The organism is Crenobacter caeni (assembly GCF_010435965.1).
GTDB lineage: Bacteria > Pseudomonadota > Gammaproteobacteria > Burkholderiales > Chromobacteriaceae > Craterilacuibacter > Craterilacuibacter caeni.
The window spans coordinates 24,685-43,295 of sequence record NZ_JAAGAA010000009.1 but is presented as its reverse complement, the minus strand read 5'-3'; the positions used below and the strand labels follow the sequence as shown (position 1 = coordinate 43,295).

The 18,611-nt window shown below is 70.3% G+C and carries 15 protein-coding genes; 12 read left to right on the top strand and 3 right to left on the bottom strand.

Annotated features, from left to right (window positions below):
* Window positions 1–11 precede the first annotated feature (11 nt).
* Window positions 12–3,578, bottom strand: a complete 3,567-nt coding sequence (gene recB / locus GZH52_RS10565) for an exodeoxyribonuclease V subunit beta (protein WP_163316436.1) — start codon at window positions 3,576–3,578, stop codon at window positions 12–14.
* Window positions 3,575–6,796 (bottom strand): exodeoxyribonuclease V subunit gamma, encoded by a 3,222-nt coding sequence (gene recC, locus GZH52_RS10560; protein ID WP_163316435.1) that lies wholly within the window; start codon window positions 6,794–6,796, stop codon window positions 3,575–3,577. Before recC ends, recB begins: the two co-directional genes overlap by 4 nt.
* Before the next feature lie 70 nt (window positions 6,797–6,866).
* Between recC and GZH52_RS10555 the strand changes: the two genes are divergently transcribed.
* The 9 genes from GZH52_RS10555 to ubiT all read left to right on the top strand — a co-directional run bounded on the left by GZH52_RS10555 (window position 6,867) and on the right by ubiT (window position 12,826).
* A complete protein-coding gene (locus GZH52_RS10555; protein ID WP_163316434.1) occupies window positions 6,867–7,250 on the top strand; it encodes a SirB2 family protein in 384 nt (127 codons plus the stop codon).
* Between the two features lie 63 nt (window positions 7,251–7,313).
* Window positions 7,314–7,727 carry a type IV pilin protein gene (locus tag GZH52_RS10550; protein WP_163316577.1) on the top strand — a complete coding sequence of 138 codons (414 nt, stop codon included), beginning with the start codon at window positions 7,314–7,316 and terminating at the stop codon, window positions 7,725–7,727.
* Complete coding sequence (locus GZH52_RS10545; protein ID WP_163316433.1) at window positions 7,724–8,203, top strand: pilus assembly FimT family protein; 480 nt, start codon at window positions 7,724–7,726, stop codon at window positions 8,201–8,203. Before GZH52_RS10550 ends, GZH52_RS10545 begins: the two co-directional genes overlap by 4 nt.
* Window positions 8,194–8,784, top strand: a complete 591-nt coding sequence (locus tag GZH52_RS10540; protein WP_163316432.1) for a PilW family protein — start codon at window positions 8,194–8,196, stop codon at window positions 8,782–8,784. The genes GZH52_RS10545 and GZH52_RS10540 overlap by 10 nt, the downstream gene beginning before the upstream one ends.
* Complete coding sequence (locus GZH52_RS10535; protein WP_163316431.1) at window positions 8,781–9,737, top strand: hypothetical protein; 957 nt, start codon at window positions 8,781–8,783, stop codon at window positions 9,735–9,737. Before GZH52_RS10540 ends, GZH52_RS10535 begins: the two co-directional genes overlap by 4 nt.
* The gene (locus tag GZH52_RS10530; protein ID WP_163316430.1) at window positions 9,734–10,363 is read left to right on the top strand and encodes a type IV pilus modification PilV family protein; all 630 of its coding nucleotides are present in this window, start codon (window positions 9,734–9,736) and stop codon (window positions 10,361–10,363) included. Before GZH52_RS10535 ends, GZH52_RS10530 begins: the two co-directional genes overlap by 4 nt.
* 91 nt (window positions 10,364–10,454) lie before the next feature.
* Window positions 10,455–11,462 carry a ubiquinone anaerobic biosynthesis protein UbiU gene (gene ubiU / locus GZH52_RS10525; protein ID WP_163316429.1) on the top strand — a complete coding sequence of 336 codons (1,008 nt, stop codon included), beginning with the start codon at window positions 10,455–10,457 and terminating at the stop codon, window positions 11,460–11,462.
* Window positions 11,463–11,478: 16 nt separating this feature from the next.
* On the top strand, window positions 11,479–12,405 hold the full coding sequence (locus tag GZH52_RS10520) for a U32 family peptidase (RefSeq protein ID WP_203525716.1): 927 nt from the start codon (window positions 11,479–11,481) through the stop codon (window positions 12,403–12,405).
* Window positions 12,392–12,826 carry a ubiquinone anaerobic biosynthesis accessory factor UbiT gene (ubiT, locus tag GZH52_RS10515; protein WP_163316428.1) on the top strand — a complete coding sequence of 145 codons (435 nt, stop codon included), beginning with the start codon at window positions 12,392–12,394 and terminating at the stop codon, window positions 12,824–12,826. The genes GZH52_RS10520 and ubiT overlap by 14 nt, the downstream gene beginning before the upstream one ends.
* A 63-nt stretch (window positions 12,827–12,889) precedes the next feature.
* Here ubiT and GZH52_RS10510 read toward each other — a convergent pair whose 3' ends face one another.
* Window positions 12,890–13,810, bottom strand: coding sequence for a LysR family transcriptional regulator (locus GZH52_RS10510; RefSeq protein ID WP_163316427.1), 921 nt, complete (start codon window positions 13,808–13,810; stop codon window positions 12,890–12,892).
* A gap of 261 nt (window positions 13,811–14,071) precedes the next feature.
* On the opposite strand from GZH52_RS10510, the gene GZH52_RS10505 reads away from it, so the two are divergent.
* The 3 genes from GZH52_RS10505 to GZH52_RS10495 all read left to right on the top strand — a co-directional run bounded on the left by GZH52_RS10505 (window position 14,072) and on the right by GZH52_RS10495 (window position 18,604).
* A complete protein-coding gene (locus tag GZH52_RS10505; protein WP_163316426.1) occupies window positions 14,072–15,238 on the top strand; it encodes an NAD(P)H-dependent flavin oxidoreductase in 1,167 nt (388 codons plus the stop codon).
* Between the two features lie 124 nt (window positions 15,239–15,362).
* Window positions 15,363–16,718: an aldehyde dehydrogenase family protein gene (locus GZH52_RS10500; RefSeq protein WP_163316425.1), complete on the top strand. Its 1,356-nt coding sequence runs from the start codon at window positions 15,363–15,365 to the stop codon at window positions 16,716–16,718.
* Window positions 16,715–18,604, top strand: coding sequence for a UvrD-helicase domain-containing protein (locus GZH52_RS10495; protein ID WP_163316424.1), 1,890 nt, complete (start codon window positions 16,715–16,717; stop codon window positions 18,602–18,604). The genes GZH52_RS10500 and GZH52_RS10495 overlap by 4 nt, the downstream gene beginning before the upstream one ends.
* The last annotated feature ends 7 nt before the right edge of the window (window positions 18,605–18,611 follow it).

Genomic DNA, 18,611 nt, shown 5'->3' with positions numbered 1-18,611 from the left:
CTCCCAGGTTGTCAGGCGTCCGCCCGGACTTCGAACAGGGCGTCGAGCGCGTCGAGCAGCGCCGGCGACGGCGTATCGCGCCACTGGCCGGTACCGCTGCCGTCGAGCCCCCGTACAAACAGGTAGCGCACCTCGATGCGGCGGGCCACGATGCCGCGGCTGGCCAGATACCGCCGAAGCGCGCTCGCGTAAAAGAGGTATTGCAGGTAGTAATGCGCGCGCGCGATGGCCGCTTCGAGCTGCGCGCCCGCGTAATCGGCGCTCGTGCCGCCCAGGTAGTTGGACTTGTAGTCGACGACGTACCACACGCCGCCCGACTCGAAGGCAAGGTCGATCGAGCCGGTCAGGTAACCCTCCACCGTCCTGAAGTCGAGCGACGCGAGCGCGTCCACAAAGGCAGGCGCGAGCCCCAGCGCCGGGTCGGACAACAGCGTGCGCAGGCGCGCACAGGAGAGCCGGCCCAAGGGCCGCGTGAAATTCAGCTCGGTCAGCCGGCGCTGCGCGGGGATGCCCGACAGCGTCAGACCCGGCACGATGGGCTCGGCGAGCGTCCTCGTCACCAGGTCGCATGCGCCGTCGACGTTGTCGGCAGACAGGCCGAAGCGCGCGAGCACCTCGCTGGCCTCTGTGCGGATCGCATCTCCGTGTGCGGCAGGCGCCACGCGCTCGAAAAGGGCGTGCAAGGCGGTGCCGGCGCGGGTGCCGCGCGCGAACGCGAAGCGCGGCTCGATCAGCAGGCTGTCGGGCGCGTCTGACACAGCAGGCGCAGCCTGCGGCAGCGCCTGGTCGTGGTCGGGCGCCTCGGCCTGCGCGCCGTGCGCGCGCGAGGTGAGCGCGGTGAAGCTGCTGACCCGCCACGGCGTGTAGAGCGGACGTGCGAGCGTCGCCAACTGCAGCGGTTCGTCAGCCGGCAGCGCCGGCTCGACATGGATGCGGCCGGCAGGTGCCTCGCGCACCCGCATCGCGCGCCCCAGCCGCGCGCCGAGCACCGTCAGGTCCGCCTCGACTTCGGCGTCGCCCAGCTCCAGCGCTTCCATCGCGGACAGCGAGTCGGCGCCCTGCGCGTGGATCAGCCAGCTCAGCGCCGCCGTCTTCATGCCCGACACCGGCCGCCACGCGATCAGCTGGCGGTACTGCGCGCGGGTCAGCGCGACGTACAACAGGCGCAGCTTCTCGGCGAGCATCTCGCGCCTGGCGGCGTCGCGCGCGTCGCCCGTGCCGTCCAGCGCCGGCACCACGCGCGAGTGCGCGCCGTCGTGGTAGCGCCAGAACGCGGTCTCCTTGCGTTCGAGCGCGCCGTCCCACAGGAAGGGGCAGCACACCAGCGGGTACTGCAGGCCCTTGGACGTGTGGATGGTGACGATCTTCACGAGGTCTGCGTCGGTTTCCAGCCTGAGCATCGCCTCCTCGCCCGCGCCCGGGTCGGCCACCTTGGCCTCGAACCACGCCATCAGGGGCGCGAGCGCCGAGCGCTCGTCGCCTTCGGCCTGGATCAGCTCGCACAGGTGCGCAAGGTTGGTCAGCCGCCGCTCGCCGTTTTCCTCGACGATCAGCCGTGCCGGCAGCCTCGTACGCACGCTGAACGCGCGCCACGCGGCGGCGAAGCCCTGGTCGCGCCAGCGCGCGTGGTCGGCGAGGTTAGCCGCGAGCGCCGCCTCCCACGCCGTCTCGTCCTCGCCCAGCGCGAAGAGTTCGGCGGCAGACAGCCCCGACAGCGAAGTGGCCAGCGCCGCGCGCAGCAATCGCTCGGACGCGGGCTCGGCCCACGCGCGCATCAAGGCGAGCAATTCGCGCGCGTCGACGCTGGCGAACACGCTCTCTTGCGTCAGCGCGACGCTGGCGACGCCGCGCATTCTCAAGGCCTGGCGCATGGTCTCGCCCTGGCGGTGCGTCGCCACCAGCACGGCGACATCCCCCCCGGCGAAGGGCCTTGCGCGCTCACCCGACACGATGCGCGCACCACCCGCCGCGCCCAGCCGGATCAGCCGCGCGATCTCGTCGGCGCACGCGTTCGCCGCCCACTCGGCCGCGGCATCCTTGGACACCGGCTTGCCTGCGGCCGGCGCGGTCAGCCAGGTCAGCGCCGCGTCTTCGTCGTCGACCTCCAGGCGCGCGCGCGGCGCGGGGTCGAAGCCGACCGGGTGGTACTCGATGCCCGGCAGCACGAAGGGCGCGGGCCTGGCGAACAGCGCGTTGACCGCACCGACCAAGTCCCCCGACGAGCGGCGGTTGATATCCAGCGTGTAGTGGTGGCGCGCATCGTCGCGTGCCGCCAGGTAGGCGAAGATGTCGGCGCCTCGGAAGCTGTAGATCGCCTGTTTGGGGTCGCCGACCAGGAACACCGGCGCGCCCGCCTCGACGAAGCAGCGGCGGAACACCTGGTACTGCACCGGGTCGGTGTCCTGGAATTCGTCGATCAGCGCGACACGGAAGCTGCGCGCGACATGCGCGGCGAGCAAGGGCCCCGCCACCGGGTCGGCCAAGCCTGCGGCAAAGTCGGTCAACAGGTCGTCGAAGCCGCGGGTACGCGTCGCCTGGCGGCGGCGCGCGCGCTCGTTGTCTATCCAACGCACCAGTTCCAGCTTCAGGCGGGCGAGCTCGCCGCCCAGCGCCCCCTGCAGCATGGCCATGGCCAGCAGCCATTCTTCCAGCGCTTCAAACAGCGGGTGCGCGGGCGGCGTCTTGCCCTTGTTGACACCCTTGGCGAGCGCGGCGGGCGTGAACTTGGCGAACAGCTCCAGCACCTTCCTGTCCGGCTCGGGCGGCGTGCGCGCGTCGGCGCACAGGTGTTCGAGCAAGCGGCACGCGCGCTCAACGATGGCCGGGCTGTACGAGCGGCCGTTCAAGCCCTCTGCCGCGCGCAGGCAGGCGGTGCCGCCTTCGACATCGGCTGCGCACAACTCCTGCCACGCCGCGTCGCGCGCGGCGAACAGCGCCGCGAAATCGGACTTGGGCGGCTCGGCCAATTCAAGGTAAGGCCGCGCGAGGAAGGGGCGCACCTCGGCGAGCCACGCCTCGGGCGTCTGCCCGGTCTCGGCGATCAGGCGCGCGAGCTGGGCGTCGTTCACCACCCGCGCGCGCCAGAAGTCGCCGGCCAGCTCTGCGAGCAGCAGCGTGTCGTCGGCGACGAGCTCCGCCTCGAAGGTCTGCCCGCTCTCGAACGCCGCCTCGCGCAGCACGCGCTGGCAAAAGCCGTGGATGGTGTAGATCGCCGCGCCGTCGAAGCCGGCGATGGCGGCGGTCAGCCGCGCGATCGCCTGCGCGCGCGCCTCTCCCGCGAAGCGCGCGCGCAGCGTACTGACCAGCGGGTCGGCCGCCAGCGTGTCGTCTTCCAGGCAGTCGCGCAGCTCGACCAGGCGCGCGCGCAGGCGGCCGCGCAGCTCGGCGGTCGCCGCCTTGGTGTAGGTGACCACCAGCACCTCGTCGACGGTGGGCGGCGTCTCGCCCTCCAGCAGCAGGCGCACGAACAACGCGGCGATCGTCCACGTCTTGCCGGTGCCGGCCGACGCCTCGATCAGGTTGACCCCGGACAGCGGGCAGTTCGCCGCGTCCAGCGGCGTGACGCGAGGCGCGCTCATGCCTCTTCCCCTTTCTCTGCCGCGACCATCGGCCGCAGCAGCACTTCGACCATCTGCATGAAACGCACGTCCGTGAGCGGGTCGGTGTCGCGCCATACCCGCTCGTTGGCGATCTCGTCCCGCTGCGGGTACTTGTTCGAACCAGCAGGCGGCGCCCACTCTGCGTACGCCGCCTGCAAGGCGCGCGCGACCGGATCGGCCTCGCCTTTTTTGGGTTTTTCCAGCGCCTCGGCTGCGGCCAGGCTGGTACGCGCGAAAAACGGCAGGGGTTCGCGCACGCCCTCGGCGAACCACGCAAGCCATGGCGCGAGCAACTCGCACGCGGCCTCAGCCGGCATCGGCCCGAACACGAAGCTGTCCTTTTCCGCCACCAGTTGCGACGCAGCGAGCACGCCGTCGGGCGCGCACGCGCACAGCGTGAGGTGGTTCAGCCACAGCGCGACGCGCTCGGCGGCGTTCGCCTTGCGCGGCACCTGGGCAATCAGCCCGGCCGTGCGCAAGCCGGTGAGCTCGCCGAACAGCTGCCAGCGGCCGATGGGGAGCGACACCGGCAAGGGCGGCAGCACCGGCTCGGCGAGCGCCGCGGGCAGCCGCGCGGCGAAGCGCGCGCTGGCCGACACCTCGTCCTCGAGGCAGGCCTCGCCCAGCGCGGCCGGCGGCAACAGGCCCATGCCGCGCACCCTGTCGCGCGCGGGGGCGAGCGGCGTGCGCGAGAACAGCGCCTCGATCAGCGGCGTGCGCACCGCGACGCGCGCGTCGCGCCCGAGCGAGAACGGCTCGGCCACCGGCATCGCCTCCTCGCCGCCGTACACGCGCACGCCCAGCGCGTGCGCGAGCCACCCCTTGACCGGGTTGCGCCAGAACGCGACCAGCGCAGAGAGCGGCACCACCTCGGGCTGCGCGATGGGCAGCGCGCCGGCGAACGGCGGCGCCAGCTGGGGCGACACCAGCGCCTGGTAGTACGCCGGCTCGAAACTCGGCCCGCCCGCGCGGCCCGCACGGTAGTTCTCGCGCGAGAACGCCTGCAGCGGCGCCTCGATCAGCCGCCCGGCAAGCACGTCGCACCCGCACATCGCCCCCAGGCAGTCGGCCAGCTCGGACACCAGCGCTGACGGCGGCAGGGGCTCGTCGCTTCTGGCCGAGCGGCCGACCCACGACAAGTACAGCGCCTCGCGCGCGGAGAGGATGGCCTCCAGGAACAGGTAGCGGTCGTCGAAGCGGCGCGAGCGGTCGCCCTTCTTCGGCGAGCGCGCGATCAGGTCGAAACTGACCGGTCGCTCGTCGCGCGGGTAGGCACCGTCGTTCATGCCGATCAGGCAGATCAGGCGGAACGGGATCGAGCGCATCGGCACCATCGCGCAGAAGGTCACCCGTCCGGCCAGAAAGCCGGTGCCGCTGCTCTGCGTCAGCGCGCGGCGGACGGTGTCGCGTACCGGCGCGAGCCCCACCTCGCCGTCGAAACGGGCAAGACAAGCGTCCTCTTCCAGCGCGGCGCACGCGTCGAACAGCACCGCGAGCGCCGCCTCGTCGTCGCCCTCGGCAAGCATGAGCGTATCCGCCGCCGCGCGCAGCCGCTCCGCCCACGCCGCCGGCGACGCGGGCTTGGCCCATGTCTCGGCGAGCGCGCACAGGGCGTCGACCAGCCGCGCGAAGCGCGCCAGCGTCTCGGCCAGTTGGCCGGATGCACCCTTCATCGGCAACAGGCCGCCGAAGAGCGGCGAGCGGTGGCTGCCCGCTAGCGCGTCAGGCAGCACGGCGCCCAACAGCAGACGGTCCAGCCCCCAGCGCCAGCTGTGCGCGGGCTCGGACGGCAGGCCGAGGCCCGCCTTGTGCGCGGCGTCGCGTCCCCAGCGGATGCCCGACTCGCGCACCCAGTCGTGGATCAGCGGCACGTCGCGCGTGTCGAGGCCAAAGCGCGCGAGCAGCGCGTCGCAGTCGAGCAGCGCGAGCACGCGGTCGGCCTCGAAGCGCGAGTCGGCAAGTTCGAGCACCGCCTCGAACGCGGCAAGCACCGGCGAGGTTCGCAGCACGGTGCGGTCGGCGATGGTGTAAGGCACGTTGGGCGCGCCGTCGTCGCGCGGCGCGAACACGCTGTCGATGAAGGGCGCGTACGCGTTGATGTCGGGGGTGAGCACCACCACGTCGGCCGGGGTCAGCGTCGGGTCGGCCGCGAAGCGCGCGAGCAGCCGGTCTTTCAGCATTTCCAGTTCGCGCAGCGGCCCGTGCGCGCTGCCGAAGGCCACCGAGTCGTCGCTGTCGGCGAGCGAGTGCGTCAGGTAGCCGGGCGCGCCGGGGTGGTCGAGCGTCAACAGGTCGCGCTGCAAGCGCGCGAGCAGGGTGTCGCCGTCAGGCTCGGTAAACAGCGGGTGCGGGTCAAAGTCGGTGTCGCCGGCGACAAGGTCGAAGAAGTCGCGCCCCTGACGGCCCAGCGACGCCAACAGCGGGTGGCCCTCGCGCGCGGCGAGCACCGGCGCGGCCTCCGGCGTACCCTGCCGGCGCGCCTGCGCGAGGTCCCCCCAGTACTCGGCGCAAGGGTTCAGCGTGAACAGGCACACGTCGGTCAGTTCGGACAGGCGCTTGACCATCGCAAGGTACATCGGCGCGAGGCTGGCGATGCCGAACAGCGTCACGCGCTCGGGCAGATGGGCGCGTTCGAGGCCGCCGAGGAAGTCGTCGAGCAGGCGCACCCGGTGCCGCCCCGGGTCGCTCGCGGCCAGTTGCCGCCACAACGCCGCCTGCCACGCCTCGTCCTCGCCCAGGCCAAAGCTCTGCCCCGCCTCCCAGCCACGGATCCACTCCGGGCGGAACACCAGGTACTGGTCGAACACGTCGGCGACCTTGCCGGCGAGCTCGAACGCCGCCGCCTCGCCACCGGCCAGGTAACGCGTCAACGCCTCGTAAGGCGCGCCGGAGAGCGTCGGCCACAACTGCATCAGCCGCCAGGCCAGCACTTCGGGCGCGAACGGCGACTTCCGGGGCAGGCCCGGCAACACCTTCTGCATCAACTGCCAGGCGAAGGCCGCCGGCAGCACGTAGTCGACGTGCGCCGACACGCCGTTCTCGCGGGCGAGCGCGAGCGTCAGCCAGCGGCCCATGCCGCGGCTTTGCACGATCACCGTCTCGGCCTCAAACGGGTCGGCCAGCGGCGCTTCGCGCTCGACCGCCGCAAACAGCGTGCCCAGCGTCTCGAGCCGGTTCGACTGATAAAGATGCAGCATGGCAAAACTCGTGGCGGGGAAGACTGTCAGTGTACCATCGCCAAACAACGCCACTTGCAAGGACAAACGAATGGGTAGCTACCTCATCATCAAACATGCGCATATCGGCTTCGCTTACCTCACCGCGATCTCGTTCGCGCTGCGCGGGGGGCTGATGCTGTCCGGCTCGCCGCTGTTGCAGCACAAGCTCGTGCGCGTGCTGCCGCATGTGGTCGACACCCTGCTCGTGGCTTGCGCGGCGGCGCTGGTCGTGCTCGGCAACTGGCCGCTATCGAGCCCGTGGATCGTCGCCAAGCTCGCCGCGCTTGTCGCCTACATCGCGCTGGGCACCGTCGCGCTCAAGCGCGGCCGCACGCTGGCACAGCGGCAGATGGCGCTGGTCGGCTCGTTCGCGCTGCTCTTCTATATCTTCGCGGTCGCCAAGACCAAGCTGGTGCTGCCCTTCATCCAGTAAAGGGCTGGCGACGGCGGCGCCAACTATGCTCAAAGGGTAAGCAATCCACGCGAAAATAAGGCGATGCGTACCCGAGGTTTCACCCTGATCGAACTGGCCGTCACCGTCGCCATCATCGGCATCCTGGCCGCCGTCGCCCTGCCCGCCTACCAGGGCTATGTGCAGAAGGCGCGCCGTGCCGACGCGCTCGTAGCCATCAACCGCGTCCAGCAGGCGCAGGTGCGCGAGCGCGGCTTCAGCCACCATTACGCGGCGAGCCTCGCCGAACTCTCGCCGCCCGTTCCCGCGCGCAGCGAGGACGGCCACTACCTGCTGTCGACCGGCGTGCCCGCCGGCCAGAGCGCCGGCAGCGCGTTCTGGGTCGAGGCGCGCGCCGACACTGCCGGTGCACAGGCGTCCGATACTGCATGCAGGGTGATCCGCCTCGAGCAGATCGGTACCCGAAGCGTGCGCACCCCCGGGGCGTGCTGGCGATGAAGCGCCGCGCCGGCTTCACCCTGATCGAACTGGCCGTCACCCTCGCCGTGCTCGCCGTCGTGCTCGCCGTCGCCGCGCCGTCCTTCTCGCGCTGGTTCGCTGCGCAGCACCTCGCCGGCGCGACCGACGCGGTCGCCGAAGCCCTGCGCCACGCGCGCAAGCAGGCACTCACCACGCAGCAGGCCGTCTGGCTGGGCGCCACGCCGGGCGGGCAATGGACGCTACGCGCCGACGCCCGCGCCAATGCCGCGTGTGACGCGGCGTGGCTGTGCGTCGACGGTGCCGACTACCGCGGCGTGCAACTGGAAACGGGCAGCACCCCGATCCGCTTCTCGCCACTCAAGGGCCTGCCCTACCAGGCGGGCGGCGCGCCCGGCAGCGCCGTGTTCACGCTGTCGCAATCGGGCTGCACACCAGGCCGCGTCACCCTGCTGGCGACCGGCTTTGTCACTGCGGAGCACGGACGATGCGGGTGAAGCGGCAAGGCGGCCTGACCCTGATCGAACTGATGGTCGCGCTGGCGATCGGCCTCGTGCTGCTGCTCGCGGCCACCGAGCTCCTGGTCCAGCTGACCGGCCAGCAGGGGCGTGACCGGCGCGCGGCGGCATTGCGCGCGATGGGTGACGCCGCGATGAGCACCATGGCGATGGACCTGCGCCGCGCGGGCTACGCCGGCGGCGGCAACGCCGCCGACTTCGGGCAGATCCGCATCGGCGACGATGGCCACTGCGTGCTGTTCGCGTACGCCGCGCCGCCGGGTGAGGCCGACGACGGCCGCCTGTGGCGCGGTTTCCGGCTGAAAACCGAAAACGGCACCGGCCGCGTGCAGTCGCTGGCGGTGCCGCGCGATAGCTGGCGTTGCGACGCGCCCGCCGCCGACTGGCAGGACCTGACGCTGCCCTCGGCAGGTTCGGTCGACGCGCTGACCTTCCACCGGGTCGGTGAGCGTGGCGTCGACATCCGCCTGCTGATCCGCGCCGATGGCCTGCCGGCCGCCCAGTTCGAGGCGACGGTCAGCCCGCGCAACCGTCCGGCCATCACCGAGGAAAGCCGATGAGGAAACAACAGGGCGCGGCGACCCTGCTCGCCACCGTCTGCCTGCTCGCGCTCGCCGCGCTCGTCGTGCTGTACGGCGCGCGCCATGTGGTGCTCGAACACTTCAACGCGCAGGCGCAGCAGCGCTACCACGTCGCGCTGGGCAACGCCGAACAGGGGCTCTCCGAAGCGACGCACCGCCTCGCCGACGGCGACGACACTCCGCCTGCCGCCAACGCGCGCTTCAGCGTCCGCTACCAGCGCGTCGACGACAAGACGCTGCGCGTGATCAGCGAGGGGCTCGCCGACGGCCACCGCGTCAGCGTCCAGCAAAGCTACGCGCTCGAGCGCGTGCCCGCGCTTGAGTTGCCTTGCGGCAAGCACGGCAGTAAGGCCGCCCGCAAGCCGCAACACGACCCGGTGCTCGCCGTCACCGGCACGCTGGACTTTTTCGGCAGCATCCACCAGGCGCACGGCTCGGCCGGCGCACAGGCCGCTTCGTGCTTCCCGGTCGGGCAAGACAAGGACACCGGCTCTTCGAACCCGCCGCCAAACGACAGCCTGCCCGACTGGGGCGCGGCGCTGGAGAAAGACCCGCCACCGGTCAACGTCCCCAACGCCAGCGGCACGCCGCTCGACTGCAAGCGCCTGCAGCAGGCGATCGCCAGCGCGCAGGGCGGCGTCAAACCGTGGGTGATCGCCGGGCCGGTCGAGTTCTCGGGTAGCTGCCCGATCGATGCCAAGGGCCAGCCGCAAGACATCGTGATCGTCGGCGACGTGAAGATGACCGGCACCCTGTCGCTGATGCAGGCCAACCTGCTGGTCATCGGCAACCTGATCGGCCGGCCGATGAGCTCAGTGACCGTGTTCGGCACCGCGAACGGCTTCGACTTCGACCGCATCGACCCCGGTGAAGACGGCGTGACGGCCCGGCCGCTGCCCGGCAGCTGGATAGACGTCGGAGGCGAACAATGAAAGGCGCGCGCGGTTTCAGCCTGATCGGAGTCCTGGTGAGCCTGTTGGTACTGGCTTTCGGCGTGCTCGCGCTGTTGCGCCTGCAAAGCACGCTGCTGCTCGACGAACAGGACGCCGGCGACTACGCCTACGCGACCAATCTTGCGCAAAGCGCGCTGGAAGAAGGCAAGGCGTGCGCGCCGGTGTTGTGCGCGAACGCGGACTTCGCGCCGGCCCACCCGGAAACCAGCGTGCCGGTGACCGCTTACACCTGCCGCACCACCCAGGGCGCCGACACCACCACCGTCGCGGTACGCTGGCACAACGCCGAAGGCGTCGAGCGCACGCTGGAAGTCGCCTCGCCGCGCACCGACTGCACGGCGCAGCCACCCGAAGCGTCCATCCCCGGCGGTGAAGTACCAGTACCCGACACCTGCCTGACCATGCTGACCGTCAGCGGCGACAAGCACGCGCTCAGCGCGAAGGTGACCGCCGGGCGCTGCAGCAAGACGGGAGCGGACAACCGCGAGAGCCGCTGGCGCTGCGAAAGTCGCGCGGCCAAGGGCAGCCTGATCGAATGGACGGTGTTCGGCAAGCAAAGCCATAAAGACACGCACGGCAGCGCGACGGCAAGTTGCAAGGGCTGATCCGACTGGTGCAGCGCTGTCTTGATCCAGAACAACTCCCATCCGCACGCCGGCTGCTAACGTGCCGGAGTTTGCATCCTTGTCCGCGCACATGAAACCGCTTCCGGAACTGGTCTGCCCCGCCGGCAGCCTGCCCGCCCTGAAAACCGCGATCGACCACGGTGCCGACGCGGTGTACATGGGGCTCAAGAACGAGACCAACGCCCGCAACTTCGCCGGGCTCAACTTCGACGAAAAATCCGCCGCCGCCGGCATCCGCTACGCGCACGACAAGGGGCGCAAGGTGCTGATGGCGATCAACACCTTCGCGCAGGGCGTCGACATCTCGCGCTGGCAGCGTGCCGTCGACCAGGCCGCCGACCTCGGCGTCGACGCGGTGATCCTCGCCGACATCGGCCTGATGGATTACGCGTGCCGGCGCCACCCGCGCCTCAGGCTGCACATGTCGGTGCAGGGCTCGGCGACCAACTACGAGGCGGTCAACCTTGCGCGCGAGCGCTTCGGCGTGGTGCGCGCGGTGCTGCCGCGCGTGCTGACGGTCGACCAGGTGCGTCACGTGATCGAGCACACCGACGTCGAGATCGAGGTGTTCGGCTTCGGCAGCCTGTGCGTGATGGTCGAGGGGCGCTGCCTGCTCTCCAGCTACGCGACCGGCGAGTCGCCGAACACCCACGGCGTGTGCTCGCCGGCCAAGTTCGTGCGCTGGGAGCAGGAAGGCGCGGCGACCGCGTCGCGGCTGAACGGCATCCTGATCGACCGCTACGGCGCGGGCGAGGCGGCAGGTTACCCGACGCTGTGCAAGGGCCGCTTCGACGTCGAAGGCGACACCTACTACGCGCTGGAGGAGCCGACCAGCCTCAACGTGCTCGAGGTGCTGCCGTCGCTCTTGGAAATCGGCGTCGCCGCGATCAAGGTCGAGGGCCGCCAGCGCAGCCCGGCCTACGTCGCGCAGGTGACGCAGACCTTGCGCGCGGCGCTCGACGAGGCCGCGCGCAACCCGCAGCGCTTCTCGGTCAAACCCGCGTGGCAGGCGGCGCTGGCCAAGCTGGCCGAAGGACAGCAGCAGACGCTCGGCGCGTACAGCCGGCCGTGGAAATAACCCGCAAGAAACCCCGATGAGCGCATTGAACCTCAAACTGACCCTGGGCCCCTCGCTGTTCTTCTGGCCGCGCGAGACGGTCTACGCCTTCTACGAAGAGGCGGCCACTTGGCCGCTCGACACCATTTACCTTGGCGAAGCGGTCTGCTCGCGCCGCCAGCAACTGCGCACCAGCGACTGGATAGACCTCGCGCACAAGCTTGCCGACGCCGGCCACGACGTGGTGCTCAGCTGCCAGGCGCTGACCGAGAGCGAATCCGACCTCAAGCGGCTGCGCCGCGTGGTCGGCAACGGCCGCGTGCGCGTCGAGACCAACGACCTGGGCGCCGTGCATCTGGCAAGTAGCGCGGGCGTGCCCTTCGTCGCCGGCTGCCACAGCAATATTTACAACGTCGACACCCTCGCGCTGATGGCCAGCATGGGCGCGGTGGGCTGGGTGCCGCCCGTCGAGATGGACCGCGACACGCTCGCCGCCATCCTCGCCGAGTGCCGCGCGCGCGCGCTGCCGCTTGAAACCGAGCTCTTCGCGTGGGGCCGCCTGCCCTTGGCGCTGTCGGCGCGCTGTTTCACCGCGCGCCACTACAACCTGAAAAAGGACGACTGCCAGTTCAAGTGCCTCGAACACGCCGACGGCGCGCGGCTGTCGACCCGCGAAGGCAAGGGCTTCCTCACCGTCAACGGCATCCAGACCATGTCCGATGGCTGCCACGCGCTGCTGCCGCACCTGACCGACATCGCCGCCATCGGCGTGTCGGCGGTGCGGGTGAGCCCGCAGGCCACCGGCACCGCCGAGGTGGTCGCCGCGTTCCGCCGGGCCATCGCAGGCAGCGCGGTCGACATGGACAGCCTGCCGCGCCCGGACGGCGCGTGCTTAGTCGACGGTTACTGGCGCGGCGAAGCCGGCATCAACCCGATCGGAGAACACCACCATGCGTGTGCCTGACCTCACCCTGCCCCCGCTCTTTGCCAGCGTGGTTTCCCGCCTGCCGGCCACCCCGCCCAACCTCGCGCTGGTCACCCTGCTCAACCAGTTGCTCAAGCGCGGCGTGCTGCCGGCCGACATGAGCCTGCTCGCGGGACGCCACTTCGCGGTCGACGTGCTCGACGCCGGCCTCAGGCTGCGCTTTGGCGCCGACGACAACGGCTTCGTGCTGGACGACGGCCACGCCGAACCCGACCTGCGCTTCGCCGCCAACGCGGCGGACCTTGCGCGCATGATGCTGCGCGAGGAAGACCCGGACACGCTGTTCTTCAACCGCAAGCTGACCATCGAGGGAGACACCGAGCTGGGCCTGATCGTGAAGAACCTGCTCGACAGCGTCGACTGGAGCGAGACGCCGCTCGCGCGCTTCATGGCGGCGTAAGCGCACCCTGCCCCAATGACAAAGGCCGCCCGAACGGGCGGCCTTTCTTGCGGGCGCAACGGGTCAGAGCGGCCAGCGGGCCAGCACGTCCGGGTGCTCGCCCAGGCGCTCGACGACAAAGTCGACGAACACGCGGGTACGCGGCGCGGTGTGCTCGCGGTTGGGGAAGCACAGGTAGATCGAGCGCTCTTCGGACACGTAGTCGAGCAGCACCGCCTCCAGTTCGCCGCTCCTGAGCATGCCGATCACCTCGCTGCCGGGCAGCTGCGCGACGCCCAGCCCCAGGCGCGCGAGTTCGGCGACCGCCTCGACCTCGTTGACCGTGTAGGTGCCGGTGACATCGACCGGGGTGCGCTCGCCGTCGCACAGAAACTCCCACTTGGAGAGGCGGCCCGAGGTCGGGAACTGATAGTTGATGCAGTCGTGCTGGGAGAGGTCTTCCGGCTTGGAAGGCCGGCCGTACTTGTCCCAGTACGCGGGCGAGGCGACCACGTAGAGCGGGATATGCGCGAGGTTGCGCGCGGTCATCCGGCTGTCCGGCAGCATGCCGAAGCGGATCCCCGCGTCGTAGCCGTCCTCGATCAGGTCGCTGAACTGGTCGTCCAGGCCGAAGAACACGCGGATTTTCGGGTAGAGCGCGCAGAATTCACCCATCAGCGGCAGCACCAGCCGGCGGCCGAAGCTGTTGGGCATGCTCACGCGAAGGTGGCCGGCCGGCTCGTCGCGGCTCGCCTTGAGCTGGCTGATCGCGTTGTCCAGGTTGTTGACCGGGCCCTTGCACTGCGCGTAGAAGCGGCGGCCGTCCTCGGTCAGCGTCAGCTGGCGGGTGGTACGGTTGAACAGGCGCACCTCGAGTTCCTGCTCGAGGCGGGCGATGCTCTGGCTGACTGCAGCAGGCGAGACCCCCATCTTGCGGGCGGCGTCCGAAAAACTGCCGTTCTCGGCCGTCGTCATGAAAACCATCAGCGCCTTCAGCGTATCCATCTTCCGTCCTTTTCCATTGCCACGCTTAACATTCGCAAGCGATGTTTAAAAATAATACTTCAATCTAGTCAATCAATAAATATCAACAACAGATCTTTCGTGCGAATTGGATATGGAGCGCATAAATGCAACAAGGTTCCGAAAACAGCAAGCGGAAGCTATCCGATGTAGAGTCTTTGCTCTTTGTTTGATCCAGATCAAATGCCGTTGGTTTTTCCGCACCCAGAATAGTGCTCTTGCTCCATCGTCCGGACTCCCTACATGCATTCGAGCTTTCCCGCGCTGACCATCCGTAACCGCCAGTTGCTGCCTGTCGTCCAGGGCGGGATGGGCGTCGGCATCTCGGCCAAGTCGCTCGCCGGCGCCGTCGCCCGCGAGAACGCAGTCGGCACCATCGCCAGCGTCGATTTGCGCCACCTGCACGAAGACCTGGTCGCCGAGTCCGAATACGCCAAGGCGCAGGCCGACTTCGACCGCCTGAACCTGATCGCGCTCGACCGCGAAGTGAAGGGCGCGCTCGCGCGTGCCGACGGCCGGGGCCTGATCGCGGTCAACGTGATGAAGGCGGTCGACAGCCACGCCGCCTACGTGCGCCAGGCCTGCGAATCCGGCGCGCACGCGGTGGTGATGGGCGCCGGCCTGCCGCTGGACCTGCCGGAGATGGCCGCCGAGCACCCGGACGTCGCGCTGATCCCCATCCTGTCCGAGTCGCGCGGCATCGGCATCGTGCTCAAGCGCTGGATGAAGAAGGGCCGCCTGCCCGACGCCATCGTGATCGAGCACCCGGCACACGCCGCCGGCCACCTGGGCGCCGCGCGCATCGAGGATTTGTCCGACGAGCGCTTCAGCTTCAAGCGCGTGCTCGAGGAAACCCACGAGCTTTTCCGCTCGCTGCAGCTGGAGAGCGAAAAGATCCCGTTGATCGTCGCCGGCGGCATGAGCCACTTCGCCAAGGTGAAGACCGCGCTGAACGACTGGGGCGCGTCGGCGGTGCAGGTCGGCACCGCGTTTGCCGTCACCCGCGAGGGCGACGCGCACGACAACTTCAAGCACACGCTGGCCAATGCCCGTCCGGAAGACATCACTGAATTCATGTCGGTCGCCGGCCTGCCGGCGCGCGGCGTGATGACGCCCTTCCTGAAGAGCTACCTCAAGCGTCTGGACAAGCTACAGGCGAACGCCAAGGCCGACCCGGCGCGCTGCACGCAGAACCTGAACTGCCTGACCGTGTGCGGCCTGCGCGACGGCCTGTCCAAGATCGGCCAGTTCTGCATCGACCTCAAGCTCGCCGCCGCCTACCGCGGCGAGGTGAGCAAGGGGCTGTTCTTCCGCGGCAAGGACCCGCTGCCGTTCGGCGAGCAGATCCGCTCGGTGCGCGAGACCATCGACTATCTGCTCACCGGCCACCGCCCGCTCGGCCTCGTCTGACGCGGCAAGCAGGCCACACAGGACCAAGGCAGGGGCATCCCCTGCCTTTTTGCTTGTCCGGCCCCGGGCGGCGCCACGCTTACGCGCGCTTCATCGGCCGCCGCCTATCCATTACACTGCCCGCATGAACGCGTATACCAGCTGCAACTCGGCCACCGGCGAGGTGGTACATACCCGTCCGGCGTGGACGGCCGACCAACTGGCCGCCTGCGTCCACCGCCTGCGCGAGGCACGTGCACACTGGGCGGCGCAGCCCGTGACCGACCGCGCTACGGCCCTGCGCGCGATGGCCGACGCGCTCGAGCGCCGCCGCGAAGAACTGGCGGCGCTGGTGACGCTGGAAGTCGGCAAGCGCACCGCCGAGTGCCTCGCCGAGATCGACAAGTCGGTCCAGCTGATCCGCTACTACGCAGAGCTTGCGCCGCGCCTACTCGCCGCGCGCGACATCCCGACGCAGGCAAGCAGAAGCGGCGTCAGCTTCGAGCCCTTGGGCCTCGTGCTGGCGGTGATGCCGTGGAACTACCCGGTGTGGCAGGTGCTGCGCTTCGCGGTGCCCGCGCTGATCGCCGGCAACGGCTGCCTGGTCAAGCCGGCGCCGTCGGTGCCGCTCGCGAGCAGCCTGCTCACCGACATCGTGCAAGGCAGCGGCATCGCCACCTTCGACACAGCCTGGCTCGCCAACGAAGAAGTCGAGGACGCGATCCGCCTGAGCGACGCGGTTGCGTTTACCGGGTCGACCGCGACCGGCCGCGTGATCGCCGGCCTCGCCGGCCGCCACCTGAAAAAAAGCGTGCTCGAACTGGGCGGCAGCAACCCCTTCATCGTGCTGGCCGACGCCGACCTCGACGAGGCGGCGTACGAGGCTGCACACTCGCGTTTCCGGGACGCCGGGCAAAGCTGCAACGCGGCCAAGCGGCTGATCGTCGTACCCGAGATCGCCGACGCCTTTGTCGAGCGCTTCACCGCACACGCGCGTGCGCTACGCCTGGGGCCGCCAACCGATGCGGCGACCACGCTGGGCCCGCTTGCCCGCGCCGACCTGCGCGAGGCGCTGCACGCCCAGGTGCTCGACGCCATCCAGCACGGCGCGCGGCTGTTGTGCGGCGGCCAGATGAGCGGCGGCGCCGGCTTCTACTACCCGGCGACCGTGCTCGACGCGGTGAACCCGCGCTGCCGCGTCTGGCACGAGGAGGTGTTCGGCCCGGTCGCCAGCGTGATCCGCGTGGCGGACGAAGACGAGGCGATCCGCGTCGCCAACGACACCCCGTTCGGCCTGGGCGCCAGCATCTTCTCGGCCGACACCCACCGCGCGCGCGCGCTCGGCGCGCGCATCGAGGCCGGCGCCGTCTATATCAACCGCTACACCAGCTCCGACCTCAGGCTGCCGTTCGGCGGCGTCAAGGCGTCCGGCTACGGGCGCGAGCTCTCCGAGTTCGGCCTGTACGAGTTCGTCAACGTGAAGACCTGGTGGCAGAAGTGAGCCCCACCCTCTCCCCGTCGCCCGAACAGCAGGCGGTGCTCGACTGCGCGGGCGGCCACCTGCTGGTGGAGGCGGCCGCCGGCAGCGGCAAGACCACCTTGCTCGCGCTCGCCGCCGCGCGCGCGGTGCGCGAGGGCAAGCGCGTGCGCGCGCTGACCTTCAGCCGCAGCGGCAAGGCCAGCCTGGAAGCCACCCTCGCGCGGCACGATATCGGCAGCGTCGCCGTGCAGACCTTCGACGAGGTGTGCGTCGGCGAGGCCGCCCGCTTGCTGATCGACGACGCGCGCCGCGTGCAGCGCGACTGGGTGGTCGAGACCGTGCTGCCCGCGGTGGTCAGCCGCGTCAACGAGGCCAATGCCGGCTCCGACGCCGTGCAGTTGCCCATGGATACCGCGTCGCTGATCGACCTGCTCGACAGCTTCCGCCTGATCCGCCAGGGCCGGCTGGCGGATCTTTTAGAAGATGCCGACGAGGAAGAAGTCGCCGCCACCCTCGGCCGCCCGGCCAGCGTGTGGCAGGCGTGGCGCGAATACGAGCGGCTACGCCGCATCCATCGCGTCGATAACGGTTTCGGCTTTAGGCTGGTCGAGGACGCCTGCCACGACCTGATGGCGGGCTTTGACGAAAACGCGCTCGCCGCAGCGCCGACGCTCGCCTGCGACGTGCTGCTGATCGACGAATTCCACGATACCAGCGCCTTGCAGCTTGCCTGGCTTGCCGCGTGGAGCGGCGGCGTTAGCCGCGTGCTGGCGGTCGGCGATCGCGACCAGGTGCTGTACGCGTGGCGCGGGGCGGATGCGCCGTCGGTGTTCCTGCTGTTCCGCCAGGCGTTCGCGCCGGTGACCGTGCTGCCGCTGACCGTGTCCTTCCGCTTCGGCGCCGGGTTAGCCGGCCTGGTCGCGCCGCTACGCAGCCGCGGCCTGCCGCCGCTGACCGGTGCGGGCGGGCCGACCCGTATCGACGCAAGCCGCGCGCCGCTGCCCGAACTCGCCGCCGCCCTGCACGACGGCGCCGCGCTGATCTGCCGCGACCGCGCGTCGACCGTCGCCGTGCAGCTCGCGCTGATAGACGCGCGCCGTCCCTTCTACACACTGGACGGCTGGCCGTGCTGGCGCGGCGGCGAAGGCACGCTGATCCAGGCGCTCGCCCAGTTGGCCGCGCCCGCCTGGCGCGCGCACGGTGCCGACAGCGACCCGCGCAAGGCCGGCTACGAGCGCCAGCGCCGCGAGCGCCTCGCCCAGCGCATCGCCTCGCTGCCCGCGCTCGCGCTGTCCGCCGACGAAGGGCGCGAGCTCGCCGCCCTCGCGGCCGAAACCGGCGACTGGCCGCAACTGCTGATGCTGGTCGACGCGCTGCCCGCGCCCTTGGATACGCGGCAGGCCAAGGCGCAGGCCGCGCTGAAGGCGGCCCTCGGCCAGCTTGCCGCGGCCGCCCCCGACGCCAAGCTTGCGCCGCTGCTGGCCGCGTTCGCCCGCGACACCCAGCTGGAGGCGACGCTCGCCGCGTTCGCGCCGGCCGGCGAGGCGGCGACGAGCCGCGTCGACGCCTGGCGCGCGCTCGTCGCCCACCTTGGGCGCCACGGAGAAACCGCAACGAGCTGGCTCGCACGCTGCGAGGCGCTGAACCTGGCGCACTGGCGCGCGCAGCAATCGCCCGAGCGCCACCTCGCGGTCGGCTCGGTGTTCCACGCCAAGGGCCGCCAGTGGCCGCACGTGGTGGTCTGCCAGCTATCGCAAGGCCTGTTCCCGCTCGCCGGCGCACCGCTCGCCGACGAGAAGCGCCGCGCCTACGTCGCGTTCACCCGCGCGCAGCAGCAGCTCACCCTGCACGCGCCGGCAGGCGTCGAGCCCTCGCCGTTCTTCAAGTTGTTCACACCCACGCCCTGATAAACAC

Excerpts from the sequence above, each read along its gene's own strand:
- recB (WP_163316436.1), bottom strand. The coding sequence starts at position 3,578 with ATGAGCGCGCCTCGCGTCACGCCGCTGGACGCGGCGAACTGCCCGCTG.
- recC (WP_163316435.1), bottom strand. The coding sequence starts at position 6,796 with ATGCTGCATCTTTATCAGTCGAACCGGCTCGAGACGCTGGGCACGCTG.
- GZH52_RS10555 (WP_163316434.1), top strand. The coding sequence starts at position 6,867 with ATGGGTAGCTACCTCATCATCAAACATGCGCATATCGGCTTCGCTTAC.
- GZH52_RS10550 (WP_163316577.1), top strand. The coding sequence starts at position 7,314 with ATGCGTACCCGAGGTTTCACCCTGATCGAACTGGCCGTCACCGTCGCC.
- GZH52_RS10545 (WP_163316433.1), top strand. The coding sequence starts at position 7,724 with ATGAAGCGCCGCGCCGGCTTCACCCTGATCGAACTGGCCGTCACCCTC.
- GZH52_RS10540 (WP_163316432.1), top strand. The coding sequence starts at position 8,194 with ATGCGGGTGAAGCGGCAAGGCGGCCTGACCCTGATCGAACTGATGGTC.
- GZH52_RS10535 (WP_163316431.1), top strand. The coding sequence starts at position 8,781 with ATGAGGAAACAACAGGGCGCGGCGACCCTGCTCGCCACCGTCTGCCTG.
- GZH52_RS10530 (WP_163316430.1), top strand. The coding sequence starts at position 9,734 with ATGAAAGGCGCGCGCGGTTTCAGCCTGATCGGAGTCCTGGTGAGCCTG.
- ubiU (WP_163316429.1), top strand. The coding sequence starts at position 10,455 with ATGAAACCGCTTCCGGAACTGGTCTGCCCCGCCGGCAGCCTGCCCGCC.
- GZH52_RS10520 (WP_203525716.1), top strand. The coding sequence starts at position 11,479 with ATGAGCGCATTGAACCTCAAACTGACCCTGGGCCCCTCGCTGTTCTTC.
- ubiT (WP_163316428.1), top strand. The coding sequence starts at position 12,392 with ATGCGTGTGCCTGACCTCACCCTGCCCCCGCTCTTTGCCAGCGTGGTT.
- GZH52_RS10510 (WP_163316427.1), bottom strand. The coding sequence starts at position 13,810 with ATGGATACGCTGAAGGCGCTGATGGTTTTCATGACGACGGCCGAGAAC.
- GZH52_RS10505 (WP_163316426.1), top strand. The coding sequence starts at position 14,072 with ATGCATTCGAGCTTTCCCGCGCTGACCATCCGTAACCGCCAGTTGCTG.
- GZH52_RS10500 (WP_163316425.1), top strand. The coding sequence starts at position 15,363 with ATGAACGCGTATACCAGCTGCAACTCGGCCACCGGCGAGGTGGTACAT.